The 23,583-nt window shown below is 59.1% G+C and carries 22 protein-coding genes and 1 pseudogene; 12 read left to right on the plus strand and 11 right to left on the minus strand.

What is annotated here, in order from left to right:
- From HUU60_10680 to HUU60_10700, 5 genes and pseudogenes are all read left to right on the plus strand, one after another.
- The coding region (locus tag HUU60_10680) for a hypothetical protein (GenBank protein NUL83173.1) at window positions 1-290 on the plus strand (290 nt) is incomplete at its 5' end.
- Between the two features lie 8 nt (window positions 291-298).
- Window positions 299-472, plus strand: a pseudogene (locus HUU60_10685) (hypothetical protein).
- A gap of 639 nt (window positions 473-1,111) precedes the next feature.
- Window positions 1,112-1,774 (plus strand): hypothetical protein, encoded by a 663-nt coding sequence (locus HUU60_10690; GenBank protein ID NUL83174.1) that lies wholly within the window; start codon window positions 1,112-1,114, stop codon window positions 1,772-1,774.
- A 78-nt stretch (window positions 1,775-1,852) separates the two neighbouring features.
- Window positions 1,853-4,492: a DEAD/DEAH box helicase gene (locus HUU60_10695; GenBank protein ID NUL83175.1), complete on the plus strand. Its 2,640-nt coding sequence runs from the start codon at window positions 1,853-1,855 to the stop codon at window positions 4,490-4,492.
- 39 nt (window positions 4,493-4,531) lie between these two features.
- On the plus strand, window positions 4,532-4,756 hold the full coding sequence (locus HUU60_10700; protein ID NUL83176.1) for a hypothetical protein: 225 nt from the start codon (window positions 4,532-4,534) through the stop codon (window positions 4,754-4,756).
- 227 nt (window positions 4,757-4,983) lie between these two features.
- Here the strand turns inward: HUU60_10700 and HUU60_10705 are convergent, their stop codons facing one another.
- From HUU60_10705 to HUU60_10720, 4 genes are read right to left on the minus strand one after another with little or no spacing between them, the layout of a single operon-like run.
- A complete protein-coding gene (locus tag HUU60_10705) occupies window positions 4,984-8,211 on the minus strand; it encodes an efflux RND transporter permease subunit (GenBank protein NUL83177.1) in 3,228 nt (1,075 codons plus the stop codon).
- Window positions 8,208-9,926 (minus strand): efflux RND transporter periplasmic adaptor subunit, encoded by a 1,719-nt coding sequence (locus tag HUU60_10710; protein NUL83178.1) that lies wholly within the window; start codon window positions 9,924-9,926, stop codon window positions 8,208-8,210. The genes HUU60_10705 and HUU60_10710 overlap by 4 nt, the downstream gene beginning before the upstream one ends.
- 14 nt (window positions 9,927-9,940) lie before the next feature.
- Window positions 9,941-10,411: a cation transporter gene (locus HUU60_10715; GenBank protein ID NUL83179.1), complete on the minus strand. Its 471-nt coding sequence runs from the start codon at window positions 10,409-10,411 to the stop codon at window positions 9,941-9,943.
- A 49-nt stretch (window positions 10,412-10,460) separates the two neighbouring features.
- Complete coding sequence (locus HUU60_10720) at window positions 10,461-10,844, minus strand: hypothetical protein (GenBank protein NUL83180.1); 384 nt, start codon at window positions 10,842-10,844, stop codon at window positions 10,461-10,463.
- A 79-nt stretch (window positions 10,845-10,923) separates the two neighbouring features.
- Here HUU60_10720 and HUU60_10725 point away from each other — a divergent pair, with 79 nt between their 5' ends.
- From HUU60_10725 to HUU60_10735, 3 genes are read left to right on the plus strand one after another with little or no spacing between them, the layout of a single operon-like run.
- Window positions 10,924-11,940, plus strand: coding sequence for a phytase (locus HUU60_10725; GenBank protein ID NUL83181.1), 1,017 nt, complete (start codon window positions 10,924-10,926; stop codon window positions 11,938-11,940).
- Window positions 11,941-11,963: 23 nt separating this feature from the next.
- Entirely contained in the window at window positions 11,964-12,737 is a 774-nt protein-coding gene (locus HUU60_10730) for an SDR family oxidoreductase (protein ID NUL83182.1), read from the plus strand.
- Window positions 12,734-14,224 (plus strand): hypothetical protein, encoded by a 1,491-nt coding sequence (locus HUU60_10735; GenBank protein NUL83183.1) that lies wholly within the window; start codon window positions 12,734-12,736, stop codon window positions 14,222-14,224. Before HUU60_10730 ends, HUU60_10735 begins: the two co-directional genes overlap by 4 nt.
- Here the strand turns inward: HUU60_10735 and HUU60_10740 are convergent.
- Window positions 14,221-14,994 carry a PIG-L family deacetylase gene (locus HUU60_10740; protein NUL83184.1) on the minus strand — a complete coding sequence of 258 codons (774 nt, stop codon included), beginning with the start codon at window positions 14,992-14,994 and terminating at the stop codon, window positions 14,221-14,223. The genes HUU60_10735 and HUU60_10740 overlap by 4 nt on opposite strands.
- Window positions 14,995-15,120: 126 nt before the next feature.
- Here HUU60_10740 and HUU60_10745 point away from each other — a divergent pair, with 126 nt between their 5' ends.
- Entirely contained in the window at window positions 15,121-15,534 is a 414-nt protein-coding gene (locus HUU60_10745) for a metal-dependent transcriptional regulator (GenBank protein NUL83185.1), read from the plus strand.
- On the opposite strand, the gene radA is transcribed toward HUU60_10745, so the two are convergent.
- From radA to HUU60_10760, 3 genes are all read right to left on the minus strand, one after another.
- A complete protein-coding gene (gene radA / locus HUU60_10750; protein ID NUL83186.1) occupies window positions 15,531-16,877 on the minus strand; it encodes a DNA repair protein RadA in 1,347 nt (448 codons plus the stop codon). The genes HUU60_10745 and radA overlap by 4 nt on opposite strands.
- Before the next feature lie 59 nt (window positions 16,878-16,936).
- Complete coding sequence (locus HUU60_10755) at window positions 16,937-18,118, minus strand: hypothetical protein (protein NUL83187.1); 1,182 nt, start codon at window positions 18,116-18,118, stop codon at window positions 16,937-16,939.
- 218 nt (window positions 18,119-18,336) lie between these two features.
- Window positions 18,337-19,524 carry a hypothetical protein gene (locus tag HUU60_10760; protein ID NUL83188.1) on the minus strand — a complete coding sequence of 396 codons (1,188 nt, stop codon included), beginning with the start codon at window positions 19,522-19,524 and terminating at the stop codon, window positions 18,337-18,339.
- Between the two features lie 141 nt (window positions 19,525-19,665).
- Here HUU60_10760 and folB point away from each other — a divergent pair, with 141 nt between their 5' ends.
- Both folB and HUU60_10770 read left to right on the plus strand, forming a co-directional pair.
- Complete coding sequence (gene folB / locus HUU60_10765) at window positions 19,666-20,019, plus strand: dihydroneopterin aldolase (GenBank protein NUL83189.1); 354 nt, start codon at window positions 19,666-19,668, stop codon at window positions 20,017-20,019.
- Window positions 20,016-20,609: a UbiX family flavin prenyltransferase gene (locus tag HUU60_10770; protein NUL83190.1), complete on the plus strand. Its 594-nt coding sequence runs from the start codon at window positions 20,016-20,018 to the stop codon at window positions 20,607-20,609. Before folB ends, HUU60_10770 begins: the two co-directional genes overlap by 4 nt.
- Here HUU60_10770 and HUU60_10775 read toward each other — a convergent pair.
- Window positions 20,602-21,579 (minus strand): glycosyltransferase family 4 protein, encoded by a 978-nt coding sequence (locus HUU60_10775; protein NUL83191.1) that lies wholly within the window; start codon window positions 21,577-21,579, stop codon window positions 20,602-20,604. The genes HUU60_10770 and HUU60_10775 overlap by 8 nt on opposite strands.
- Entirely contained in the window at window positions 21,540-22,139 is a 600-nt protein-coding gene (gene rsmG, locus HUU60_10780) for a 16S rRNA (guanine(527)-N(7))-methyltransferase RsmG (GenBank protein NUL83192.1), read from the minus strand. Before rsmG ends, HUU60_10775 begins: the two co-directional genes overlap by 40 nt.
- A 50-nt stretch (window positions 22,140-22,189) precedes the next feature.
- On the opposite strand from rsmG, the gene HUU60_10785 reads away from it, so the two are divergent.
- On the plus strand, window positions 22,190-22,780 hold the full coding sequence (locus HUU60_10785; GenBank protein NUL83193.1) for a carbonic anhydrase: 591 nt from the start codon (window positions 22,190-22,192) through the stop codon (window positions 22,778-22,780).
- Here the strand turns inward: HUU60_10785 and HUU60_10790 are convergent.
- Window positions 22,777-23,550, minus strand: a complete 774-nt coding sequence (locus tag HUU60_10790) for a dienelactone hydrolase family protein (GenBank protein NUL83194.1) — start codon at window positions 23,548-23,550, stop codon at window positions 22,777-22,779. The two genes, HUU60_10785 and HUU60_10790, sit on opposite strands and share 4 nt — an antisense overlap.
- Window positions 23,551-23,583 lie beyond the last annotated feature (33 nt).

Consider the following 23,583-nt stretch of genomic DNA (forward strand, 5'->3'; position numbering starts at 1 on the left):
CTTCGGCCGGAGACACCGGAACCACCGCCGGCGCGCCCGCGGCGACGAAGGCACTCCCGCGCCGGTTCCATGGCACGGTCCAGCTCGATCCGGCGCGCGTCGGTCGCGACGCCAGCCGCATCGCCGACGAGGTGATCGCGCATCTCGCCGGCCAGGTGGGTGCCGAGGTCACAGTTACCCTCGAGGTCGAAGCGACGTTGCCTGACGGGGCCTCGGATCAGATCGTCCGCACGGTGACCGAAAACAGTCGGACGCTCAAGTTCACGAGTCATGGGTTTGAGCACGAGTAAGCGCCCCCGATGAAGCCCACCGCAGTCAGTACGACTTTGTCGACGGCTATGCCCGGCACATGCGCGACGCCCTGCCCAACGCCTCGTTCATTGGCTTTACCGGCACGCCGATTGAGCGCGCCGACGCCAACACCCGATCCGTATTCGGCGACCACATCAGCATTTACGACATCCGCAGTTCCTCTCGGCTGTTCACTCCCGTGTTCCTGGGAAGGAACTGGTCGGCTGAATTGTCTAGCCCAGAGTATAGATTTCTTGACTCCGACGTAAAAGGCAACGTAACGCAGCTCTCAAAAGGCGAATTGCTCCTATCTCACGCCGTGTACCACCAACCAATCAAAATCAACTTCCCAATGCCAATATACAAACAATCTCGGTAAGTAATTGAGTGTGGCTAGGCACACTCGGCAGAGCAACGAGCGCCCATGCGCACCTAGCAGACCCACTAAACATCGATTGACCAACCTGTTGCTTGTCATGGGCCGGCGCCAGTAGACGTTGACATGTAGCGCTGGAGGTTAAATACAAGAATTGCAACGGCTTACAAGAGGGCTTTAGGGTCGGTTCAACGTCGGTTAAGGGTCGGTGGCGCGTCGGCAGCGACCGATGCGGAGGCGACATCGGTGCCGCGCTGAAACGACGGCGAAAGGGTTTTGGACGGGTTTTGGACGGCCTTTGGACGGCCTTTGGAACGCCACCTTTCCAGGTGGCATCCAAAGTCAATAGGGCCAGGCGGAAGCCTGGCGTTCCAACGGCGTTCCAACGGCGTTCCACTGGCGTTCCGACTAAACCACGCGCGCATCCCCGCCGATAATGGGAGCATGGCTACTATCGCTTTGGGAGCGCTCGCCCAAGCGCTTAGCGGAAAGGCCGGCAACGCGGTCTTCTATCGCACCAACGACCAGCTCCGCGTGCGCGATTACGCCATCCCGTTCGACCCCCAAACGCCGCTGCAGCTGGCCTCGCGCGAACGGTTTGCCCAAGCCAACTTCGTGTGGTCTTCCCTGTCGCCCGATCAGGCCGATGCGTGGCGGCAATATGCGCTCTCGCTGGGCGTGCGTCAGCCGGGTTCCACTGCCGTACGGTCGCCGCGCGCGCAGAACCTGTTCGTCGGCTTGGCGGCCAAGGTTCTGCAGATCGATCCCGTAGCGCCCGTGCCTGTCGATCCGCCGGACGCGCCCTTTTTTGGCGATGCGCTGTCGGTGTCGGCTTTGGGCGGCACGGAGATCACATTCGAGGCCAATGCCCCGAACGGCGAAGCCGCGCTGACGGAGCTTCTGATCCAACCGCTGGCTACCGGAGCGCGCGCGCCCCTCTCCAAAGCCTACCGCACGGCGGCCTTCGTCCGATTCGCACCCGGTTCGTTAGATTACGCGCTCCTGGCGCCGCCCGGCTGGTACGCGACCGCTTACCGCTTCGTCTCCCCCGACACGGGCCAACAGACCGCCCTCGCACCGTGCGGGATTGTGAGGGTTGATACGTAACCTGCTCACGCTACAGGTAAAATAGACTCGGACCTAGTTCGTGCGTTTAAGCAATGAACTTAGCAGTCCAACACATATATGGACGATGCTCTTCAGAACTGTTTAGAAAAGACCGGTTGGAACATCCGGGACGTGTTATCGCTTCCCGCAAAGCAAGCGTCGTATTTGCCGGTAGAGGGAATGGAGGTTTCTCGCCACACTCGACAACTATTGAATCAACTGCATCCAGGAGGACTATACAGGCACCAACGAATCGCAATCGAAGCGTTTGCCACTGGGCACAACGTTTGTTTAACTACCGGCACAGCATCCGGGAAGACAACGCTGTTCCAAGCAGCATTCATCGAGGAGTTGGCGAAATGTCGGGAAGCAAAGGCGCTAGCTATCTACCCGCTGAAAGCACTGGGCAACGAGCAAGAGCAACGATGGCACAAAACTCTAAGCGAGTTTTTCCGTAATGGCTCATACGTCGGGCGAATAGACGGAAACGTCAAAGGCATTAAAAGAAGAATTGAAATCCTAAGAAAGAACGCTGTCGTCGTAGTAACCCCCGACATAATGCATGCATGGTTGCTGCCTAAAGTTAATTTGCCGCCTGTTCAAAGGTTTCTTAAAAAGCTTCGGCTAGTAGTAATAGACGAGGCTCATGACTATCGCGGCGTGTTTGGTTCGCAGTCTGCATTCTTGTTCCGCCGTTTGCGCCATCTTTGTGATCTGGCTGGGTCTGCTCCTCGGTTTGTTGCCGCTTCGGCGACTATTGCTGACCCAAAGGCACATCTTGAGCAACTAACGGGGTTAGACTTTGAAATTGTCGGCCAGGAAGTGGACGGCGCGCCACAACACGCAAAACACCTTGTCTTTATAGAGAGATCAGATGGAGGCGACCTTCCCACGGTCGTACCGGAACTCTATGCGCGCATGGGCGAGCTAGGCCAAAGTTTTATTGCGTTTCACAATAGCCGTCGCCAGGTCGAACTGTTCGCCGGTATTGCAATGCGCAACAGACATGATCAAAGTCGGCGCTTTGACGCTTTGGACGACGAAAAGCCCGAGTGGGAGCATCAGTTCGATCACTTAGAAAACCATGACATATTGCCATATCGTTCAGGATACGAAGACCAAGATCGATCTCAAATCCAGCGTCGCCTGCAATCCGGAACATTGCGCGGCGTTGTTTCGACGAGCGCATTGGAACTTGGGATCGACATTCCAAGCCTGGCGAGAGGCGTTTTGTTCGGCGTTCCGAAAACTTCCACCAGTTTTTTGCAACGCATCGGCCGCGTAGGCCGGCACGCGGACAGCGAAATTCTTATTATCAACACCGGATCGGCATATGATGAAGAGATTTTTGCAGACCCCAGGTTGTTGCTGGAGCGGCCAGCTGCCCAAGGAGCCATGTATCTTCAGAACCGCCAAATTCAGTACATTCACGTTCTTTGCCTGGCGCGGATTGGTGGCGAACACGACACGGTTGTCTCCACGCAGGAAGGCGACTTTTCATCCTATGTGCAGTGGCCTGACGGTTTCCTAGAATTGGCCAAGGCTGAGCGCACCGGCCAAGTGCCTACCGATCTCCAGCAAATGAGTAGCGAAGCTGGAGCCGAGCCGCACCTTGTCTTTCCTCTTCGCGCAATTGATGCGCAATTTAGGGTTAAATTGAATCAAGGACCAGAGAACACACCGAAAGGCGAACTCTCGTTCGGTCAACTCATGCGGGAAGCTTATCCTGGAGCAGTGTATCGCTATACAGGTTCAACCTTCCGTGTCTATAAAGTTAATCGCAGGGAACGAGAGGTATTGGTACGCAAAGAAAGGAGCTATGTAACTACAGCCTGTTTCCTACCTACTCTAGTCCTACCCAACCTAAATCCTGACCATGTGTTCTCTCACCGAGTTGCAGGCAAGTTGCAAATAGTCGAATCGGTCCTCCAGATCAAGGAGTGGATCTGCGGGTTCAAGGAGCAACGCGGGCCGAACTCTCTCGATTTTGTCTACCCTCTAGACGCAACCCTATGCGGCGTACACTACGATCAGGATAATTTCCAACGCAACTACTTTACCTCGGGCTTTTGCCTGTTTCATCCTGCACTGGCTATAGACAAAGTTGAACGAGAGGCACTCGCAGAACTTCTCTTGCAGTCGCTCCTAATCGAGGTGCCATTTGAACCCAGCGATCTTGATGCCGCCTCGGACAAACTCAGGTTGAATTGGCATGATCTAACCAAAGATACACCCTTCTTGAGCATTTACGATGCCAACTACGGCAGCCTCCGGCTCTCTTCTGCGCTCTGCGAGCCCGTAGTATTATCAAAGTCCATTCAACGGCTTCCGAAGTTCGCTGAAGCATTTTGTGAACGGGAGGTAACGGTCAAGGCCGCGAAGGCGCTTGCAAAAGATGCTGCAAACTTTCTCCGGCAGGCTATGAATGTTGTTGATGCAACTCTACCAATCACTTCTGACGCGCCTGGAATGGTTCGCAAAGTGATTAAGCCGGGCTCGATTGGGTGTTGGATTGCGCACGACAATATGGACTTCAAAATCGAGCGTGTTTACTGGAACGCAAGCGAAGCAGACATCTACTATGAGACGACTTCTACAGTGACAGGTTCTAACAAGGCTCCCATACGGGTAAAGGCTTCCAATGTCGTCGAGATTCCGGGCATCTCTGAGGTGGTCTATTTTGACTGCGATACCGGGCAACTTATCGAAAGCCTATAGAATCGTTACCCCGAGTGCGGCAGTATGGCAGAATACCGCATGCTCAAGAAGAAATTTGACTGCGTCGAATTCATGCGCCAGGCGAGAGACGAGATCTCCAAAGCAATGGAGGGCATGACGCGCGAGCAGCAGATCGCGTGGTTGCGGGCTCAACCCATCACCGATCCCTATTTGCGCCGACTGATGGAGAGAGCCTACGCCAAGCAGGACAAGGAGACCCAGGAGAAGAATCAACACACCGCCGACAAGCCCGCTAACCCATAGAAAAAAGCGGCACGGAGAACGTCCCCATGCCGCCCCTCCTTTACTCAATGCAGACCGACTGCGCTGATCCTTATCTTGCCTGCGCCCATAGTCTAACCCGCGCCAAGTTAAGCCCGCGTTAACGCCAAAGCCTTAACCGAAACCTAACGCCGGACGATCGGCAACGGCCAATCGGCGCTTCCCAACGGCGCCGCTGCCGATCCAGCCGGCCGCAACGCGCCGATCGCTCACCGACCCCGCCGAAAACGACGAACCAGATCGTCCGCCAAGGTGTGCATGATCGGGATGTCCACCAGCGTCAGCGCCGTGCCCATAATCAGGCCGCCCACCACAGCCGTCGCCAACGGCTGATACGCATCGGTGCCCATCTTAGGAAAAAACGCCACCGGAGCCAGCGCCGCGATCGTAACCGTAACCGTCATCAAAATCGGGCGCAATCGATCTGTGCAGCCCGCGATCACTGCTTCGTCGCGCGGCATCCCCTTCGCTCGCAATCCCATTATCAGGTCGATCATCAGGATCGCCGCCGTCAGGTCCATCCCCGTCAGCACAATAATCCCTAACAACGAAACCGTGCTGAACGACTGCGACATCAGATAAAGAAACATAAAAACGCCCGTCAGCTCCAATGGCAGGCTGAACACCATCTGAATCGGTTGCAAAAATCCGCCGAACTGCGCCGCCAGCGCCAGGTACATTAGCAGGATCGCGATCAGAAACCCGATCATCATGCGGCGGAACGAATCCATCATCTGCGTCATGTCGCCGCGGACTTCCATGCCGTACTCGCGCGGCGGCCAATTGATCTGGCTCATCGCCCGCATCATCACATCCATCGCCACATCCATGGAGGGGCGCGGCGGCGCCTCCAGCTCCGCCGAGGGCGGCCGATAGTCGCCCTTTCGGTAGTAGCCCATCAGGCTCACAACGCGCCGAAGCCCGTCTCGCTCGATCATTGTGGGCGATGACGCCAGTTCGACCTCCGCAATCGATTTTAACGGGATCGAATGCCCCTCGGAGTTCGTCAGCAACAGATGCTCCAAGTCGTACGGATGCATCCGTTGCGACTCAGCGTAGCGAATCAGGACGGTCGTCTGGCGCCGGTCCGCAATGTCCGGAAAGCGATAAAACTCCATCCCATATCCGCCCTTGGTCGCATAAAACGCCTGATTCGCGATCTCCTCGGGCGAGAGGCCGAACTGTGCGGCGCGCGCCAGATCGACGTTCAATCGCCAGGTCGGCTTGCCCATCGTCCACGATGTGCCGGGCTGAAACAGATCGGGAACTTGATCTTTGGCAATGCGCAAACTCTCCTCGGCCAGCATGCTGGTCAATGCAAAGTCCGGTCCGTAGATCAATATCTGGATGGGTGCGGCGGCCGTCGCCATCACGTCCACGCCCATCTCCTTGATCTGCAATAGCCGGACGCCCGGAATAGTAGCCACAGCCTCCTCTTGAATGGCATCGATCACCTGCCAAATGTCCTTTTGCCGTTCGTCCTTCGATGTCAGCGCGATCATCGCCGTGGCGCCGTTCTCGCGCATGGCCGCATATCCGGTAAAGTAAGCGCCCTCGTAATAGCCCGGTCCGCCCTCCGCGCCAACCTCCCACGCAACGCTGCGAATCTCCGGGTGCTTCTGCACAATCTGCTGAATGCGCCGCGTCGCCTCCTCCGTCGCCGCATAAGACGCGCCCGGCTGCATCTCCAATCGCAGATAGGCCTGGCTGATGTCGCCCAAGGGCATCATCTCGCTGCCAATAAAGTAGTAGAAGACCACGCCCACCGCCAGCGTCGCCTGAATGCGCACAAGGTTGGCAAAGCGATGTTTCAGCAACCATCGGATCAAACGGCCATAACCGCCTTCCATGCGGTCCAGCAGGCTCTGAAACGGTCCGATAACCCAGCGCTCGAACCGAGCCGGCCCCTCCGAAGCCCCCTCCAAATAGCGCGCGGCCAGCGTCGCCGTCAGCGTCATCGACACCAAGAACGACGCCAACAGGCCAAATATTAGCGGCCAAACCAAGCCGATAAACATCTGCTCCACAATCCCGCCCGCAAACAGCAACGGCACAAGCGCGATCACGATCATCAGCGTGCTAGCCGCCACCGATCGCCTCACTTCGCTGATGCCCTCTATCGTGGCCGTCTGGGCATCCTTTCCCATCTTCATGTGCCGCCGCACGGCGTGCAGGTCGATAATGGCGTCGTCCACCAATCGCCCGATGCTGAACAGCAGGCCGATCAGCGTGCTGGAATTGAGGCTCATTCCCATGGGCACAAGCGCCAGAATCGCCATCGCCATCGAGGTCGGAATCGCGGTCAGCGCGATCAGCGTCATGCGCCACTCTGCCAAGAAGAGCCACACGACCAAACCGGCTAAGACGACCGCCAATGCCAGCTCGAACCAGAGATTCTTCAGCAACACGTCCACGAACTCGGCATTGTTATAGGCCGTGCGAAACTTTAGGCCAGGATAGTCGCCCTCGATCGCCGCCAGTTCCTTCGTTACTGCGGCAATGACCTGGGGCGAACTGGCCGACGGGTTCTGCAGCACGTTCAGCGCGATCGCCTGGTCGGTCTGCCACTTTCCATCCGCCTGCCATTGGTGAAAAAAAACGCTGCGCCGCTCGTCCACCGTGTCAATCACATCGGCTACGTCGCGCAAAAAGACCGTTCGATCGCCGTCCGACCGGATGGGATACGCAGACAGTTCTTCTGCGGATCGCGCCAACAGATCCATCCGCACGACCTCTTCCCGGTCGCCTGTAGTCAATCGACCTGACGGGTTGGCACGGTTGATCGTGTCGATGGCTTGCTGCACATCGAGTATTGAAAGCCCGCGCGCCGCCAGCTTGTTGCGATCCACAATCGCCTGCATCTGCCGTCGATAACCGCCAAAAGCCGTTACCGCATGGATCTCCCCGCTCGTTCGCTTCAGTCGATCCGCGATCTCGTTCTCGGCGACCTCCCGAATCCGCGCCGGCGTCCAACGCTCGTCGCCAGTTATCGAAAGCGTCAGCACGGGCAAGTTCAGCGGGTCGATCTGGATCACCCATGACGGCTGCGCATTGGCCCCCTGCATCGGCAAATCGTCCTGCACAGCGGTCAACAGCGCCTGCACCTCGGTCAGTTTTCGCTGCATGTCCGCGCCGTAGGGAAACTCCAGCACAACAATGCTGTAGCCGTCCTGCGTGGTGCTGCGGATGTACCTCGCGCCCGAGATGGTCGTCATCCGCTGCTCGATGGGCTTGGTGTAGTAGGTCTCCATCTCCTCCGCGCTCATTCCGGGCGAGCGCGTTACCACGCCAACCTGCGGGCTTTCGATATAAGGCATCATGCGCCGCGGCATATAGAGCGCGATCGCGACGACCGCCAGCGCAACCATCGCAACGTAGAACGAGAGCACCGCCGACGGATGCCGCACGCTCCACTCGACCAGGTTGAAGCCTCTCAATGCTTGTGCCCTCCCGATTCAGAAGGAGCAAAGGCAGGCGGCGAGATCGATCCAGGACCGTGGGAGCCCCAATCGGTAGGGAATACCGGATCGCCCTCCACCAACGACCCGAACCCAAACACGATGACCCGATCCCCCTTGCCAAGACCGGAGATCACGGCGGCCCTATCCCGACTGGCGCCGCCCAGTACGATCTTGCGCCTAACCGCCGTAAACTGGGACGGAATCTCCTTAGGCACAAGGTCCATCTTGCAGATCGGACAGATTCCCGGCCCCTTCTGCTCGATTTCGGGATGCATGGGACAGGTATAAAGAGACGGCGTTTGAGCTTGATCCTTCGGAACCTCTTTCAATACCCATACAAATGGACGGCGGCCCTCGTCGTACTGAACGCTTCGCGCGGGCACGGTAATCGCCTCTTGAACCGCTCTCTGAAGGCTGATCTCCATCTCGGCATACTCGCCGACCGCAATGCGCCCGTCCCGATTATCCAGCCTAGCCTCCACAATCATCGTGCGCGAAGCAGCGTCCGCCTCGCGAAAGACCGTGGAGACCACTGCTCGATAAACCCGCTTCGGCTCGCTTTGCCGTTTGATGGCGACCGGAAAACCCGCCTGAATGCGCGCAGCGTCCTCCGCTGAGACCTTCGCCTGCGCTCGTACCGTTCGATCTTGCTGAAGCCGAAAGATCGGGTCGCCCGCCATCGCCACTGTTCCAGGATCGAGCAAACGCTCCGTGATGACACCTTCGTTCTGCGCGGTTATAGTCGAGTATCCTAAGTAAAGCTCGGCCACGGAGGCTGCGCCCCGCTGCGCCGCGACGGCCGCCTGCGTCTTGCGCCGTTGCGCCTTGGCCGCCGAAACTCGCGCTCGTGCCGCATCCGCTTCCTTCTCCGACGCCCTGCTCATGGCTTCAGCGCGCAGCGCTCGCGACTGCATGGCCGCCCGATTGGATAGGCTCTGCTCGATGCGTGCTTCGATCGCGACCCGCATGGCCCGAAGCGACCGAAGTTGCTCCCTTAGTTGCGCCAGCTTCGTGGACGCCATTTGAGCGTCCCGTTTGGAGACGAATCCCTTCTCCAACAGCGCCGCCGTTCGCGCCGATTCCGCCTCCCAATACTCGATCTCCGCCGCAATCGCCTGAGATTCAGCCGCGTTTTGCTCCCTCTCGGCTTCGACGGCCTTCTGCTCGGCTTGGGCCCCGGCCAACAGGCTCTGCGCTTCTTGAACCTCGGCCCTGGCCTGTTCAATCTTTTCCAGCGAAGCGAGCAGGCTCGCGTCGGCCTCCGAAATCGCCGCCGATGCCTGCTCGCTGTCTGCCTCGGCAGTTCCCACTGCTCCACGGGCTTCCTGAGACCGTGCCGCATACTCGGTCGGCTCGATCAGTGCAAGCGCCTGGCCCGGCCTGACACGATCTCCCGGATAGACTTTGGTATCGATCAACCGGCCCGTAACCCGCGCACGGACGACCTCCTCGTTTTCGGCGCGTATGGTAGCCGGATAGACGACCGTCGGCGCGAAAAGCTCAACCCGCACGGCCTCTGCTCCAACGGGAAAGACGCCGCGAGGAGGCTTCATCACGGACATGTCCATGCCTTGAGCCTCCAAGGGCGTCATCGCGCCTGCCGGGCGCTTGGTCTTAACGATCCACCAGGCGCCCACGATCAACACGGCCAAAAGCAACAGGCTTGTCGCAACGGACGCAGCTCTTTTCATGGCTCTCGCCCCCCTTAGCGCTGGCCGCCAGACTTGGCAATCGCCTGGTCGATCTGCGCCATCTTCACTAGGCTGTTCGGCTTAAACGCAATGTGAAGAGCGCCCTTATCGACGGTCGCCTTCGCCACGCCCGCAACCTTCGAGACCGAAGCAGCCGCCCTCGCCGGATCGCCCCGCATCAACTTCACCGAAAGCAGACCCGAATACTTGCCGAACTTGGGCCCCATCGCATGGGGGATCGAAGGCAAAGCGTTGACAATCTGAGAAACCGCTGCCTTGGCCTCGTCAAACCTCACGGTCGCGATGCCCGTTTTGTAGCTCAAATCGGCGGCTTGGACGCCCTTTATCGCCTTGATTCCCTGGACGACCGGAGCGACGCAACCCTCGCAATGGAGGTTGCCGACTTTGATGGCTACCGTCTGCACCTGGGCGCTGGCCGCGCCCACAACCGCCGCAAGCGCGGCGATGCCTATGAACTTGTACATGGATTTCCTCCTGTGTTAGCGTATAGCAGTCAAAGACAAGACTATATGCTCACACTGGAGGCGCGCGAGAAGGCTGATTGACGACAGGCGAATACGGTAGAAACTTCGGATGAAAAGCGATGACCGCACAACGGTCGAACGATGGAAGATGAAGGCTTGGCAGCTCGGTCGAAGCCAAAACCGACCACGATAAAACGGCATTCTGCGAAGCAACAGATTCGTCTCGCCCATCGGCCGCGCAGAGCGAACAGCCATGGCAAGCGTCCGATTTGGGAAGCTGCAGCGCCTCGCTCGATTGGCTTGCCGAGCAGCACGAATTGTTCGTTTGAGGCGCATGACAGTCGCATCGCTCCGTCAGCGCCAAACTCAAAGGCGCAAAGGCCAGCCAAACGGCGACCGGCGCCAACGTATAAACCGACCTGAACCAGGCCATGAAATCGAGTATACCCCTGCGTCTGCGCCGTTGCAAGCCTTAACCGTTCCATAACGCAAGCCAGAGTAACCTCAACCCCATGATAGCGCGCCTCGCTCTGCTCGTTCTGATGGCCCTCCAGCCCCAAGCCGTCAGCCTTGCCCCGGCGCTCTACACCGATCCCGTAACGCACGACGCCGACGACCCCGCTATCTGGATCAATCGGAAAAACGCCAGAGAATCGCGCATCGTCGGTACCGATAAAGATCAGGAAGGGGCGCTCTACGTCTTCGATATAAAGGGCAAAGTCCGCCAAATCGTCAAAGGTCTCAACCGTCCGAACAATGTGGACGTCGAGCAAAACAGTATCATCGGAGGGCTTACAAGAGACATCGCCGTAGCCACCGAGCGCGGCGCGCAACGCCTGCGCATTTTTGCCATCGACGCCGAAGGCCAACTGACCGACGTCTCCGGACAGACGAAACTCTTTGACGGCGAAGCAGGCGACCGAGCTGCCGCCATGGGCGTCGCGCTCTACAAAAGGCCGAAAGACGGCGCCGTCTTCGCCATCGTCTCGCGCAAATCGGGCCCCGCCGACGGCTACCTATACCAATACCGGCTGACGCCAGAACCGAACAACAAGATCGGCCTCGTCAAAGCTCGAGCGTTCGGCAAGTTTATAGGCGGTAACGAGATCGAGGCGATTGCCGTGGACGACGCACAGGGGATCGTCTACTACTCAGACGAGGGCTACGGCGTGCACCGCTATCGCGCCGACCCCGACGCGCCAAACGCCAGCCAGCCGCTGGGCGTCTTTGCCGCTACCGGCTTTGAGGGCGACCACGAGGGTATCGGCATCTATGCAACCGGGCCGCGCACGGGCTACATTGTCGTCTCCGATCAGCGCAAGGGCGAAAGTTGGTACTGGGTTTGGCGGCGCGACGGCGACTTTACAACGCCCCACAAGATCGTCAAGGGCGCGGACGACACGGACGGCCTCGATTGCGCCTCTGCAAGCCTGGGCGCGGCCTTCCCTCGCGGCCTGGTCGTCGCCATGAACAGCAAAGGCAAGAACTTCGCCGTCTACGATGCCGCCCGCTTCTTCTCGCTAAAATAGGCGCTATCGGCTACAATCTACCCATGCGATTGCAAGGCCGCTCCGCCTGGATCACCGGCGCCGCACAGGGGCTGGGCGCCGCCATCGCCGAGCGATTGGCGCAAGAAGGCTGCGACCGCCTGCTTCTATTCGACCTTCAACCCCTCGACGCAATAGCAGAGCGACTGAAGAACTACCGCGCCACCGTCCTGACCGTCCAAGGCGATGTCGCCAATGAAGACGACGTAGCCGAAGCCCAAGCCGTCTGCGCAGAAGACTTTGGCAGCCTCGACATCCTCGTCGCCAATGCCGGAATCTTGATCAGTGGCGAGGCAGTCAGCTTCGACACCGAAGATTGGTGGCGCGTGATCGAGGTCAACCTCATGGGCTACTTCCTTTGCGCTCGCGCCGCCGCCCAAATAATGATCGAACAAGGCTCCGGCAGCATCGTGCAGATCAACTCCAAATCCGGACTCAAGGGCAGCTATCGCAACTCGGCCTACAGCGCGTCCAAGTTTGGCGGTATTGGATTGACCCAAAGCCTGGCGCTGGAGCTGGCGCCGCACAACGTCCGCGTCAACGCCGTCTGCCCCGGAAACTTGCTGGATTCCCCCCTCTGGCAGCACAGTTTGTTCGACCAATATGCCGAAAAATGGCAACTTCCGGCGGAGTTCGTGCGAAAATATTACGAGGCGCAAACGCCCTTGGGGCGGAGTTGCCAATACGACGACGTCTGCGCGGCGGTGGTCTACCTCTGCTCGGACGAAGCGTCCTACATAACAGGAGAAGCGATGAGCGTTACAGGCGGACAGTTATGAAACTGGGCTTTTGGATCGCGTTGGCTCTGACGGCCGCGACCGGACAGGCGCAACTAAGGGTTGTAACATGGAACATCTCCAACTACAATGGTTCGAGAATGCCGGCCATCCGCACCGCGGTCTATGGCCAGTTCGAAGGCCGCAGCATGGCGCCCGACATCGTCATCACGCAGGAGTTCTTGAGCCAAGCGGCTGTGAACGACTTTCGCACCGCCCTCAACACCGCGACCGGCAGCCCGGGCGATTGGCAGGCCGCGCCTTTCATTAACGGCCCCGACACCGACAGCGCCTTCTTTTATCGTTCCTCCAAGGTCGCCTTCCTTGGAGTCGAGGTCGTCGCGACCGGCTCCTCAGCGTCCGACAATCAGCCCCGCAACACCTATCGATACGACATCCGCCTCATCGACTACGCCTCCGATGGCGCCCGGCTCTACTGCTACGCCACGCATATGAAGGCCGGCAACACCACAACCGACCAGCAGCGCCGATTGGTCGAAGCCGAGCGCATCCGAGCCGACGCGCAGACCTTGCCTACCGGCTCGCACTTCCTCTTGGGCGGCGATCTCAACGTTCCAAACAGCAATCAGGCCGCCTTTCAAACCCTCATCGCCAACACCGCCAACAATACTGGCCGCTTCTTCGACCCTATCAACACCTTGGGCAACTGGAACAATCAGATGGCCATGCGCTTTGTGCACACTCAAGACCCTTGGGCGAACATGGACGACCGCTTCGACTTCATCCTCCTCTCGTCCAACCTGATCGACGGCAACGGCTTCGACTACCTGGGCAATCCCGCCTATCCCTACAGCACGACCACATGGAACGATGCCAACCACTCCTACCGCGCATGGGGCAACGACGGCGAGAGTTTCGGCGCCGGCATCCGCACCACAGGCAACACAATGGTCGGCCCGGCCATTGCGCAAGCCATCAAGGACGCCGCGACCACCAACGGCCATCTGCCTGTCTTTCTCGATCTGCGCGTGCCGCCTAAGGTCGATTCCGATGAGGTCTTGGATTTTGGCGTCGTCTTTAAGGGCGCCAATCCCCTTCGTACGCTGATGGTATGGAACTCCGGCAATGTGGGACTTTGGACGGCTAACGGCATTGCCGCGCTGAACTACGATCTCGTCGCGAGTTCGGGCTTCGTGGCGCCCAGCGGATCGTTCAGCGATGCCGCGGGCGGAGGCGCGAACAGCCACATCGTGCGAATGCAAACAGGCTCGCTGGGCGTCAAGACAGGTACGGTTACCATTCGATCGAATGCGCCGGACGAGCCCGATCGCATAGTAACCGTGATGGGTCGCGTAGACCCGTCGGGCGATGTGGACGGTAACCGATGCGTGGATGACAGCGATCTCGCCGCAGTTCTAGCCGCTTTTGGCCAAACGGGCCAAGGCATAGACGAGGACGTGAACGAGGACGGCACTGTGGACGATCTCGACCTGGCGATCGTGCTCACCAACTTCGGCTGGGGCTGCTAGCGCCGCTCCTCTCGATACATCTCCATCAGCTTATCGCCAAACGGCCGCCCGTCCGCCCGCATAAAGCCGCGATTGCGACGCCCAATGCGATCCCCAACCTGGCTGCGATGCGCGGCCAACGCTTGTTGCTTGATCTCGGCAACCTCCGTTACGTCCACCGCTGTGTTCGGTCGGCGAGTGTGAAATAGGAACAGCCTGGGGCGCGGTTGGGGCAACGAAAGCCAGTATCGCCGCACGATCTTGCCCGTGCCTTCGTGGTCTAAGTGAAAGTACGGCGGGCGCGGCCAGACAGGATCGAACGTCAGCACGGCGTCCGGCTTGACATCCCTCCAAACGGCAACAATCTTCTCCAAAACTCGCCGATGATACCGCTGCACGCCACGATCGGGCATGTTCAGAAACTCCAATCGTTGGGCGCCGACGACTCTGGCCGCTTCTTCTTGCTCGGCCCTTCGTGTCTTGGCCAGATTCTGGCTGCCAATTCGATTGGGCCCCTTCTCGCCGTCGGTTACAATCACCATCGTAACCCTTGCGCCCGAATCGGACAGTCGTCTTAGGGTTCCTGCGGCGTACCAATCCAAATCGTCCGGATGCGCGCCGATCGCCAGCACGTTGCGTGCGGTCAGCAGCGCTTCGCCGCTTTGTTCGGCTTCTTCGGGCGTCGCGGTCAGTTCGGACTTTCCAAATGCGTATAAACCGGCCAATGCGATGCCCACGAACAGCCCTCCGACAGGCCACTTTGTCCAGCCTCTCCGTCGATTCGACTGCATCGCGTGATTCTACTTGATGGGAACGCCCTCGGAACACCAGGCTCCTGCCTGGCCCGACCAGTCTCTTGAGCCACCCAGAAGGGTGGCGTTCCGATTCAATAGGTATAATCCGCACGGAGCAGAGCCATGAGCCGAGAGTCCAGCGTATCCATACAAGACTATCTCAAAACCATCTATCACTTAACAGAAGGCGACAAACCCGTCAGTACCGGCGTTCTAGCGCGCCGACTGAACTGCACGCCCGCAGCCGTCAGCCAGATGCTCCCCTTGCTATCGGAGAAGGGCTGGGTCGTGCACCAACCCTACCGAGGCGTGCGACTGACCGAAACCGGCGTCAAGATCGCCGAAGAGATCGTCCGCCATCACCGCCTCTTAGAGCGATACCTCGTCGATCACCTGGGCTACGACGCCGACAACGCGCACGACGAGGCCGAGCGATTAGAGCACCACATCTCCGAAGAGTTCGAAGCCAAGATCGCCGAGATCATGAACGACCCCGAAACCTGCCCGCACGGAAGCCCCATTCCGCCCCGACGCTAATCCGTCAAAAACGTCTTCACAGCCTCGGCCAGCGTCCGAAACCCCATCAGCTCGATCCCCAACTTCCCTGCGCGCTGATAGTTGCCCCTGGGCATCGCCGCCTGCTCAAAACCCAAACGCGCCGCCTCCTTCAGCCTCGGCTCCGCGCTATTGATCGACCGAACTTCGCCCGCCAACCCCAACTCGCCCATGGCAACCAACCCTTGCGGCAACGGCCGGTCCCGCATCGACGATGCTGCCGCCAGCGCGATCGCCAGATCTGCCGCCGGTTCCTGAATCTTTACGCCGCCCGCCACGTTCACAAACACGTCCTGAGCGCCCATCCTCAACCCCAACCGCTTCTCTAACACGGCCAGCACAAGGCTCACTCGATCATAGCTGAGACCCGAAACCACCCTTCGCGGCGAATTGAGAAACGAGGGCGTCGTCAATGCCTGAACCTCCGTCAATAAGCACCGACTGCCCACCAAAGTCGGAAAAATAATCGAACCCGGCGCCGACGTCGCCCGCTCCGCCAACAGCGCCGACGATGGATTATCGACCGGCGTCAACCCTTTATCCGACATCTCGAACACGCCCAGCTCGTTCGTCGGACCAAAACGATTCTTCACAGCGCGCAAAGCCCGAATCGCGCCCGAGCCCTCGCCCTCAAAATAGAGCACGGTATCCACCAGATGCTCCAGCGCCTTCGGTCCCGCCACCAAACCCTCTTTGGTAACATGCCCGACCAAGAACAGCGCGACGCCGTGCTCCTTCGCCGTCTGGTGGAGCATCGCCGCGCACGCCCGCACCTGCGCGATCGAACCCGGAGCCGAATCGAGCGCCTCCGTATGAACGGTCTGAATCGAATCGACCACGACCATCCTGGGTGCTCTCCCAGCCATTAGCGAGCAGATCGCCTCAGCGTTCGTCTCGGTCGATAGCAGCAAAGAATCGCATTGCGCCGCGCCGATCCGCTCGGCCCGCATTCGCACCTGGCGAGGCGATTCTTCGCCCGATACATAAAGCGTTTCGCCATCTTGCGCCGCTTTGCTCGCAATCTGCAACAGCAGCGTGCTCTTGCCGATCCCCGGCTCTCCACCGATCAGCGTAACCGATCCGACCACTATCCCCCCGCCTACGGCCTGATCGAACTCGGCGATACCGCTGCTAAACCGCATGTCCAAAGTCTCATCGACAGATGTAATCGGAAAGGAAACAGCGGCAGACACAGGCTTGCGATCGACCACAGCGATCTCTTCGGTCAGGGTGTTCCATTCGCCGCATCCGGGGCACTTGCCCATCCACTTAGGCTGCGAGTGGCCGCAAGACGAACAGACATAGCGAGAAGACGTTTTGGGCACAGAGGGGATTATAGCTTAAAATTGGCGGGGCGCTTTAAGCCCCGCCAATGTAACATCAGTTACTCGGACGCACCGAAGTTGGTCAGAACGACTGCTAGGTCAATGTCGTCGATAACGCCGTCGCCGTTCACGTCGCCCCAGATAATCTCAGCGCTGCCGAACAGGAAGTCGCACAGCGTGACGCTGCCCGAAACGGCAAACGAAACGCCCAGACCGTTGTCCATGCGCCGAATGTTCAGACCGGTAACGGTCGCCAGGTCGACAGGCAGCGTCATCAGGCCCTGCTCGTCCACATACGAATCGTATCGTGTCGTGAAACCGGCAGTCACGTACTCGGCCTGCACCATGTTCTTGCGCATGCCTTCCTCAACGCCGTCGTTGTCCTGGTCAAAGCCAGCGATGAACGGATCGATGGGCTGAGCGCGCTCGGCCAAGGCGGAGTGATCCAACTGAAGGACCACATTGTGCGTGCCGCGCAGCGCGTAGGCAAAGCTACCGACCATCGACGTGGTGAAGGTGAACGCGCCGGCAGGAGTCTGGCGGCGGAAGGTGCAGCGACCAGGCTCTAAATGGACGTTGCCAGGGGTGCCGTTCGAAATGATCCAGCCTGCGCCAACGATCGAGTTTAGTTCCATCAGGAAGCCCTTGGTAAGCGGCAAAGGAACGTCGCCATTGGTTGGCGGCACCGGCACTGTAACGTACAGAATGTCGCCGGCAGCGGCAGGACCAAGGTTCAGAACGCCGCTTTCCCAAAGCACTACGCTGCTGACGAACGGGTCGTCGGCAGAGGTGCCGTTCCAATTGCGCAGTCTCAGATTGATCGCTACATTGCCGACAGCAACAGGAGCAAACAACAGCACGTCCACTTCGTAAACGCATGCCACGGGCGACGTAACGCTCCAAGGTCCAAAGTACGCGCGACCGGTGCCGGCCGCGTTCAGACCCCCGGCCAACTGACCATGATCGCCCCAGGCAGTCGTGGCCCAGTTGGTGTCCGCAAAGTAGGTGAACGAATAGGTGCCATCGTCCGCCTGCTTCCAGATTGTGCTGTTGCTAAAAAGAACTGGGGGCCGCAGATCGCCCTGAATGCCGGCGTTCGGCGACAGGTTGATGCGACGAATGTTGATCTGATCCTTGTTCAAGGTAACGACTTCAGGCGCAATCTCCTGGATCTGGCTGAAGGCCGTACCTACGAGACCGACCAAGGCTGCGCTGACCATCAAGCTAAATCGAGCTTTCATTAACGGTTACCCTCCTTTGGGCAATGTTTTTGGTGAGGCAAGCCACCTTACGCTCGGCATGCCCCTACTCTTGCCCCATATTATACAACAGATTCCAGCCCCGTGCAAAGTTCCACCGAGAAAAACTCGCTAAATCTGCCAGAAAGCGCCAAGAACCTGACAAAAAGGGCAGAGACCATGCGGCCCCTGCCCTTCGCTGAGTTTGATCGAAGAACGACTTACTCGGACGCGCCGAAGTTGGTCAAGACCACAGCAAGGTCGGTGTCGTCAACGATGCCGTCGCCGTTCACGTCGCCCCAGATAATCTCGGCAGCGCCGAACAGGAAGTCGCACAGCGTGGCGCTGCCCGAAACGGCAAACGAAACGCCCAGACCGTTGTCCATGCGTCGCAGCGTCAGGCCGGTAACGGCGGCCGTATTGACAGGCAGCGTTACGACGCCCTGCTGATCCACATACGAATCGTAGCGAGTCGTGAAACCAGCGGTCGTGTAATCGACGGAGATTGTGTTCTTTCGCCAGCCTTCCTCAACGCCGTCGTTGTCCTGGTCGAAACCAAGCAACATCGGGTCGCCAGGCTGAGAACGAGGCGCCAGACCCGAATGATCGAGCTGGATGACCACGTTGTGCGTGCCGCGTACGCCCCAGGCCAGGTTTCCGATCATCGAGGTGCCCCAGACGTAATCAAAACCGTCGGCCTGTCGAGTGAAGCCCGACATGCCCGGCTCCGACCAAACGTTGCCAGGAAGCGCGTTGGAAATGATCCAACCGGCGCCGACCAACTGTCGAACCTCAAGGAAGACGCCCTTGCCCATTACCAATGGGTTGCCAAGGCCGTCCGCATCGACGGGAATCGAAACGTACAGGATATCGCCAGCCGCCACAGGGCCGAGATTCAGAGAACCGCTCGTCCACAACAACGGCTGGTTGGCAAACGGATTGCTGCCGAAGGTGCCGTTAAAGTTGCGGAGACCCACTTCCAACTGAGCGTTCGCATTGGCCGCAGGCGCAAACAGCAGGATATCGACCTGATAGACGCAGGCATTCGGATCCACATTGTTGTCGTTCCATGGGCCATAGTAAGCAGGACCGGTCAAAGCGGCATTGCGACCGCCGGCCATCATGCCCTGGTCGCCCCAGAACGAAGTAACGAAGTTGCCCTCGCCAAAAAACTGGAACGAGTAGGTGCCGTCGTTGCCGTAGCGCAAAATCTGCGATTGGCCGAACAGCATAGGCGGCTCGATCGTGCCCTGAACACGGGCGTTTGCCGCCAAGTTGATGCGGCGGAGATTGATTTGATCCTTGGGGAGTACGACGGTGGTCGGCTCGATCGTCTTCATCTGACTGAAAGCCGTACCAATCAGGCCGACAAGCGCGGCGCTGACTAAAACGCCAAAACGTGCGTTCATAAACGGTTACCCTCCTTTGGGCATTGGGTTTTCCCGTCGACAACCGTTGCCAACGGGTCTTTGACAAACAGTATACACCAGAATCGCCCGAACCGTACCGCTTCTTCTGTAATTTCGCGGGAATGTGGGTAAACTCGCACCATGCGCCTTAGCCTCAATGGGCTACATCTCGAAGCCAACCACGGCGCGTCCGAGGTCGAGAGAGAATCCTCCCGACCGTTTCTGCTCGACATCGAACTCGAACTGCCCGACGATTGCGGCTCGCTCGACAATCTAAGCAACACGGTCGATTACGCGCAAGTCGCCAGCCTCGCGATAACCGTCTGCTCAAGCCCGGCTCGAAACCTCATCGAAACGGTCGCCAAATCCACCGCTCGCGCAATTCTCGACCAGTTCGAGCCTGTAGAATCGGTTACAATCCGCCTCAGCAAGCTCAACCCGCCAATGGACGCCCAGTGCGACGCGGCCACTGTCGAATACACTCTCAAACGATGAAAACTGGCAAAATTGTGGTCGGAATCACAGGAGCGAGCGGCGCGATCTACGCCGTTCGTTTCATAGCGCAAGCGTCGGCCATCTACCAGCAAGTCTTCTTAACCTACAGCCCTCAAGCCCTCCAAGCGCTTCAAGTCGAAATGGGTTTCGATGGCAACGAAAGCCATCTTCCGACCTTCCTCGCGCCAGGAAACGAAGACCGCTTGAAAATCATGGATCGCACCGACTACTTCGTCCCACCCGCCAGCGGCTCCTTCCGCCACGACGGCATGGTGGTCGTGCCCTGCTCCATGGGCGCGCTCGGCCGCATCGCCAACGGCGTCTCCGACGACCTGATGACCCGCGCCGCCGACGTCTGCCTGAAAGAACGGCGCAAACTGATCCTCATCGTGCGCGAAACCCCCTTCAACCTGGTCCATCTGCGCAACATGGTCGCCGCTGCCGAAGCAGGCGCCCAAATCCTCCCCGCCAACCCATCCTTCTACAATCGCCCCGCCACCATCGAAGAACTGGTCGACACCGTGGTCGCCCGCATCCTCCAAAACTTGGGCCAAGATCAAAACCTGGTGCCTGAATGGGGCGTTACCTAGTCGCAACCCGGCGATAGAGTTCCGCCACAATCTTGGCTGCCGCCTCCCACGTGTACCGCTTGGAACGCTCAAGCCCCTTTTTCCTTAACTCTTCTCTTCTATCTCCAATTCCACAAATAGCGTCCGCCCATGCTTGAGGGTCGTCCGGCGGAAGCAAGATCGCTGCATCGCCCAACACCTCGGGCAGCGATGAGGCGTTCGACGCGATCACAGGCGCCCCGCACGCCATCGCCTCCGCCGGCGTCAACCCAAAACCTTCATACAGAGACGGATGCAACACCGCCGTCGCATGGCTATAAGCCGCAGGCAAATCCTCGTCCGCGATCTGCATCTCATGCCCAGCCCCGCTCAAGATCAATCGCGGCGCATCGCCCAGCATCGAAACCGCCTCTCGCGCAAGCCCCCAGTTCTTGCGCAGAATGTTCGATCCGACTCCCAAAAAGTACTCGCCTTCAATAACCCTCTCTCGGCTCGGCGCGAACCGCGCATCGATCCCATTGTAAGCGACCGCAACCTTCTCCTCGACAATCCCCATCCGCTGAACGATCTCGCGCCTCGAAAACTCGGAAACCGTCAGCACCATCTCTGCCCTTTCACAAGACTTCGGCACAAGGCGCGACAGCAAGAACCGATCCTTGGGCGAAAACCAGCCGGGATTCGCCAAAAAACTCACATCGTGCACCGTGGTAACCACAGGCGTCCGAAAAAAAGGCGACACCGTGTACTGAACGTGCGCAACGTCCGCCTTCGCCCGCTTGGCCGCCAGCGGCAACCCCAATAAACTCCAAACCCTGCCCGGCAACCGGCCATTGTCCAACAAAATCAATTCGATTCCCGGCTCTTGTCGCAATGCGCCGACCAACCCGGCCCAATACGAACGATTCGACGACGCCCGCTCGCGCAATGGCCGCGCATCGATGGCAATCCGAATCACACCGCCCCCAACGGCGATCGCTCCATCGCCGCCCATCGCCGCGGATACTTGGAATCGGTCGCTCCAATCTTCAAAAACCTAACCAGTTCGTCGTCCAACCGCGACAACTCGCCCTTCAGCGGCTCCCTTATTCCTTCGGGCAACCCCCTATCCCGATTGTGCAAAATCGCAACCCCGCCGACCTTCAACAATGGCGCCGCCAATTCCAGCGCGATCGGCAAGGGCGCCAATGCCCGCGCAACCGCCAACTCATACCGCTCGCGATGCGCAACATCGCGCCCCAACTCTTCCGCCCGACCGCATACCGCGCTCGCATTCAAACCCAGCTCATCCACCACCGAGCGAAGAAAATCGCACCGCTTCGCCCGACTCTCCAACAAAACCCACTCAATCTCCGGCCGTGCAATGGCCAAGGGAATCCCCGGCAGGCCAGCCCCCGATCCAATGTCGATAGCCAAGCGCGCCCCTTCGGGAATGTGCGCGACAACCCGCAACGAATCCTCTATGTGCCGCACCAAGGCCTCCTCGCGCGGCACCGCGGTCAGGTTCATCGTCTCGTTCGCCGCATACAGCATGTCTAAAAATCGCTCGTGCACAACCGTAGAGTACCGCAGGGTAGGACGCCAGTTCGACGAAAAGTAAACCCGTGCTCACAGCCCAACAAGCCTTGGATCGTCTGTTAGAAGGCAACCAGCGATTCGCCCTGAACCTGGGCGCTCGGGCTGGCGCTTTCTGTGCCGCTCGTAGAGAACAGTTGCTAAACGAACAGAAGCCGTTCGCAATCGTGCTCGGCTGCTCCGATTCCCGCGTGCCGGCCGAAATCGTCTTCGACCAAGGCCTAGGCGATCTCTTCGTCATCCGCATCGCCGGCAACATCGTCCAACCCTCTCAAATCGGCAGCGTCGAGTTCGCGGCCCACATGTTCGGCGTCCGCCTGGCCGTCGTCCTGGGGCACACTCAATGCGGCGCCGTGCAAGCTGCGCTGGATGCCGCCAAAGACAACGCTCCGGCGCTATCGCCCAACATCGAAACCATCGTTGATCGCATTCGCCCGGCTATCCGACACTTAGCGGATGCCGATCTGGACGAAGCCGTCAAAGCCAACGTCCGCCACTCGGTCGATCAACTGCGCAACGGATCTTCAATCCTACTGAACCTGCAGGAGAACGACGGCCTCTTAATAGTCGGCGCCGTCTACTCGCTCGAAACCGGATACGTCGAAATCATCGACCCTTAACCAGCGAAAACCTCGGCCAAGAATGAGGTCAGATGCTCCCAGGATCGCCGATCAGCCGTCGCATTGTACGCATTGCCGCTCGCAACGTTGTTCCCGGCAAACGGATTGGTAAAACTGTGCACCGCGCCGCTGTACGCGATAAACTGGTAATCGACCTTCGCCTCTTTGAACTCCTTGAGCATGGCGTTCAATTGACTGTCCGGCACCAACGGATCGTCCGCGCCGTGCGAAATCACAACCTTAGCCTTAATCCGTTTCGTGCCTTCCGCGTCCAGCGTCGGGCTGCCGTGAAAGCTGACCGCCCCGCGAATATCCGCGCCCGTCCTGGCCAGCTCGACCGCCGCCGTGCCGCCAAAACAGTAGCCGATCACGACGATCTTGTTCGCATCCACTTTCGGGTGCTTCTTCAAAGCGTCTAACGCGGCCGTCAAACGCTTGCGAAACAGCGGCATATCGCCTCGATACTTGGCCGACTCGCGCATCGACCCGGCCGTGTCGGTCGGGCGCACGCCCTTGCCATAAATATCGCCCGCAAGCGCCACATAGCCCATTCCGGCCAGCTGCTTGGCCCGATTGCGCTCGTAATCGTCGATCGAGTTCCAATCGTGAATGATCAGCACGCCGGGGCGTTTGCCAAGCGCGTGATCGTCGTAGGCGATGTAGCCCTCCATCGGGCTGTCGCCTTCTTTATACTCGTAGGGCTCGGCCACCACGTGCGCTGAGGCGACGGTAAACATCGACAGAGCGAGCAACGCAACTAAGGTGTTCATGCCCGCAATTCTACCCGTCCGAGTAAAATCATC

The organism is Armatimonadota bacterium (assembly GCA_013359125.1).
Classification (GTDB): domain Bacteria; phylum Armatimonadota; class Fimbriimonadia; order Fimbriimonadales; family GBS-DC; genus JABWCR01.

Coding starts and splice junctions, on each gene's coding strand:
- HUU60_10690 (NUL83174.1), top strand. CDS start 1,112: ATGGCTACTATCGCTTTGGGAGCGCTCGCCCAAGCGCTTAGCGGAAAG.
- HUU60_10695 (NUL83175.1), top strand. CDS start 1,853: ATGGACGATGCTCTTCAGAACTGTTTAGAAAAGACCGGTTGGAACATC.
- HUU60_10700 (NUL83176.1), top strand. CDS start 4,532: ATGCTCAAGAAGAAATTTGACTGCGTCGAATTCATGCGCCAGGCGAGA.
- HUU60_10710 (NUL83178.1), bottom strand. CDS start 9,926: ATGAAAAGAGCTGCGTCCGTTGCGACAAGCCTGTTGCTTTTGGCCGTG.
- HUU60_10715 (NUL83179.1), bottom strand. CDS start 10,411: ATGTACAAGTTCATAGGCATCGCCGCGCTTGCGGCGGTTGTGGGCGCG.
- HUU60_10720 (NUL83180.1), bottom strand. CDS start 10,844: ATGGCCTGGTTCAGGTCGGTTTATACGTTGGCGCCGGTCGCCGTTTGG.
- HUU60_10725 (NUL83181.1), top strand. CDS start 10,924: ATGATAGCGCGCCTCGCTCTGCTCGTTCTGATGGCCCTCCAGCCCCAA.
- HUU60_10730 (NUL83182.1), top strand. CDS start 11,964: ATGCGATTGCAAGGCCGCTCCGCCTGGATCACCGGCGCCGCACAGGGG.
- HUU60_10735 (NUL83183.1), top strand. CDS start 12,734: ATGAAACTGGGCTTTTGGATCGCGTTGGCTCTGACGGCCGCGACCGGA.
- HUU60_10740 (NUL83184.1), bottom strand. CDS start 14,994: ATGCAGTCGAATCGACGGAGAGGCTGGACAAAGTGGCCTGTCGGAGGG.
- HUU60_10745 (NUL83185.1), top strand. CDS start 15,121: ATGAGCCGAGAGTCCAGCGTATCCATACAAGACTATCTCAAAACCATC.
- HUU60_10755 (NUL83187.1), bottom strand. CDS start 18,118: ATGAAAGCTCGATTTAGCTTGATGGTCAGCGCAGCCTTGGTCGGTCTC.
- HUU60_10760 (NUL83188.1), bottom strand. CDS start 19,524: ATGAACGCACGTTTTGGCGTTTTAGTCAGCGCCGCGCTTGTCGGCCTG.
- folB (NUL83189.1), top strand. CDS start 19,666: ATGCGCCTTAGCCTCAATGGGCTACATCTCGAAGCCAACCACGGCGCG.
- HUU60_10770 (NUL83190.1), top strand. CDS start 20,016: ATGAAAACTGGCAAAATTGTGGTCGGAATCACAGGAGCGAGCGGCGCG.
- HUU60_10775 (NUL83191.1), bottom strand. CDS start 21,579: ATGGGCGGCGATGGAGCGATCGCCGTTGGGGGCGGTGTGATTCGGATT.
- HUU60_10790 (NUL83194.1), bottom strand. CDS start 23,550: ATGAACACCTTAGTTGCGTTGCTCGCTCTGTCGATGTTTACCGTCGCC.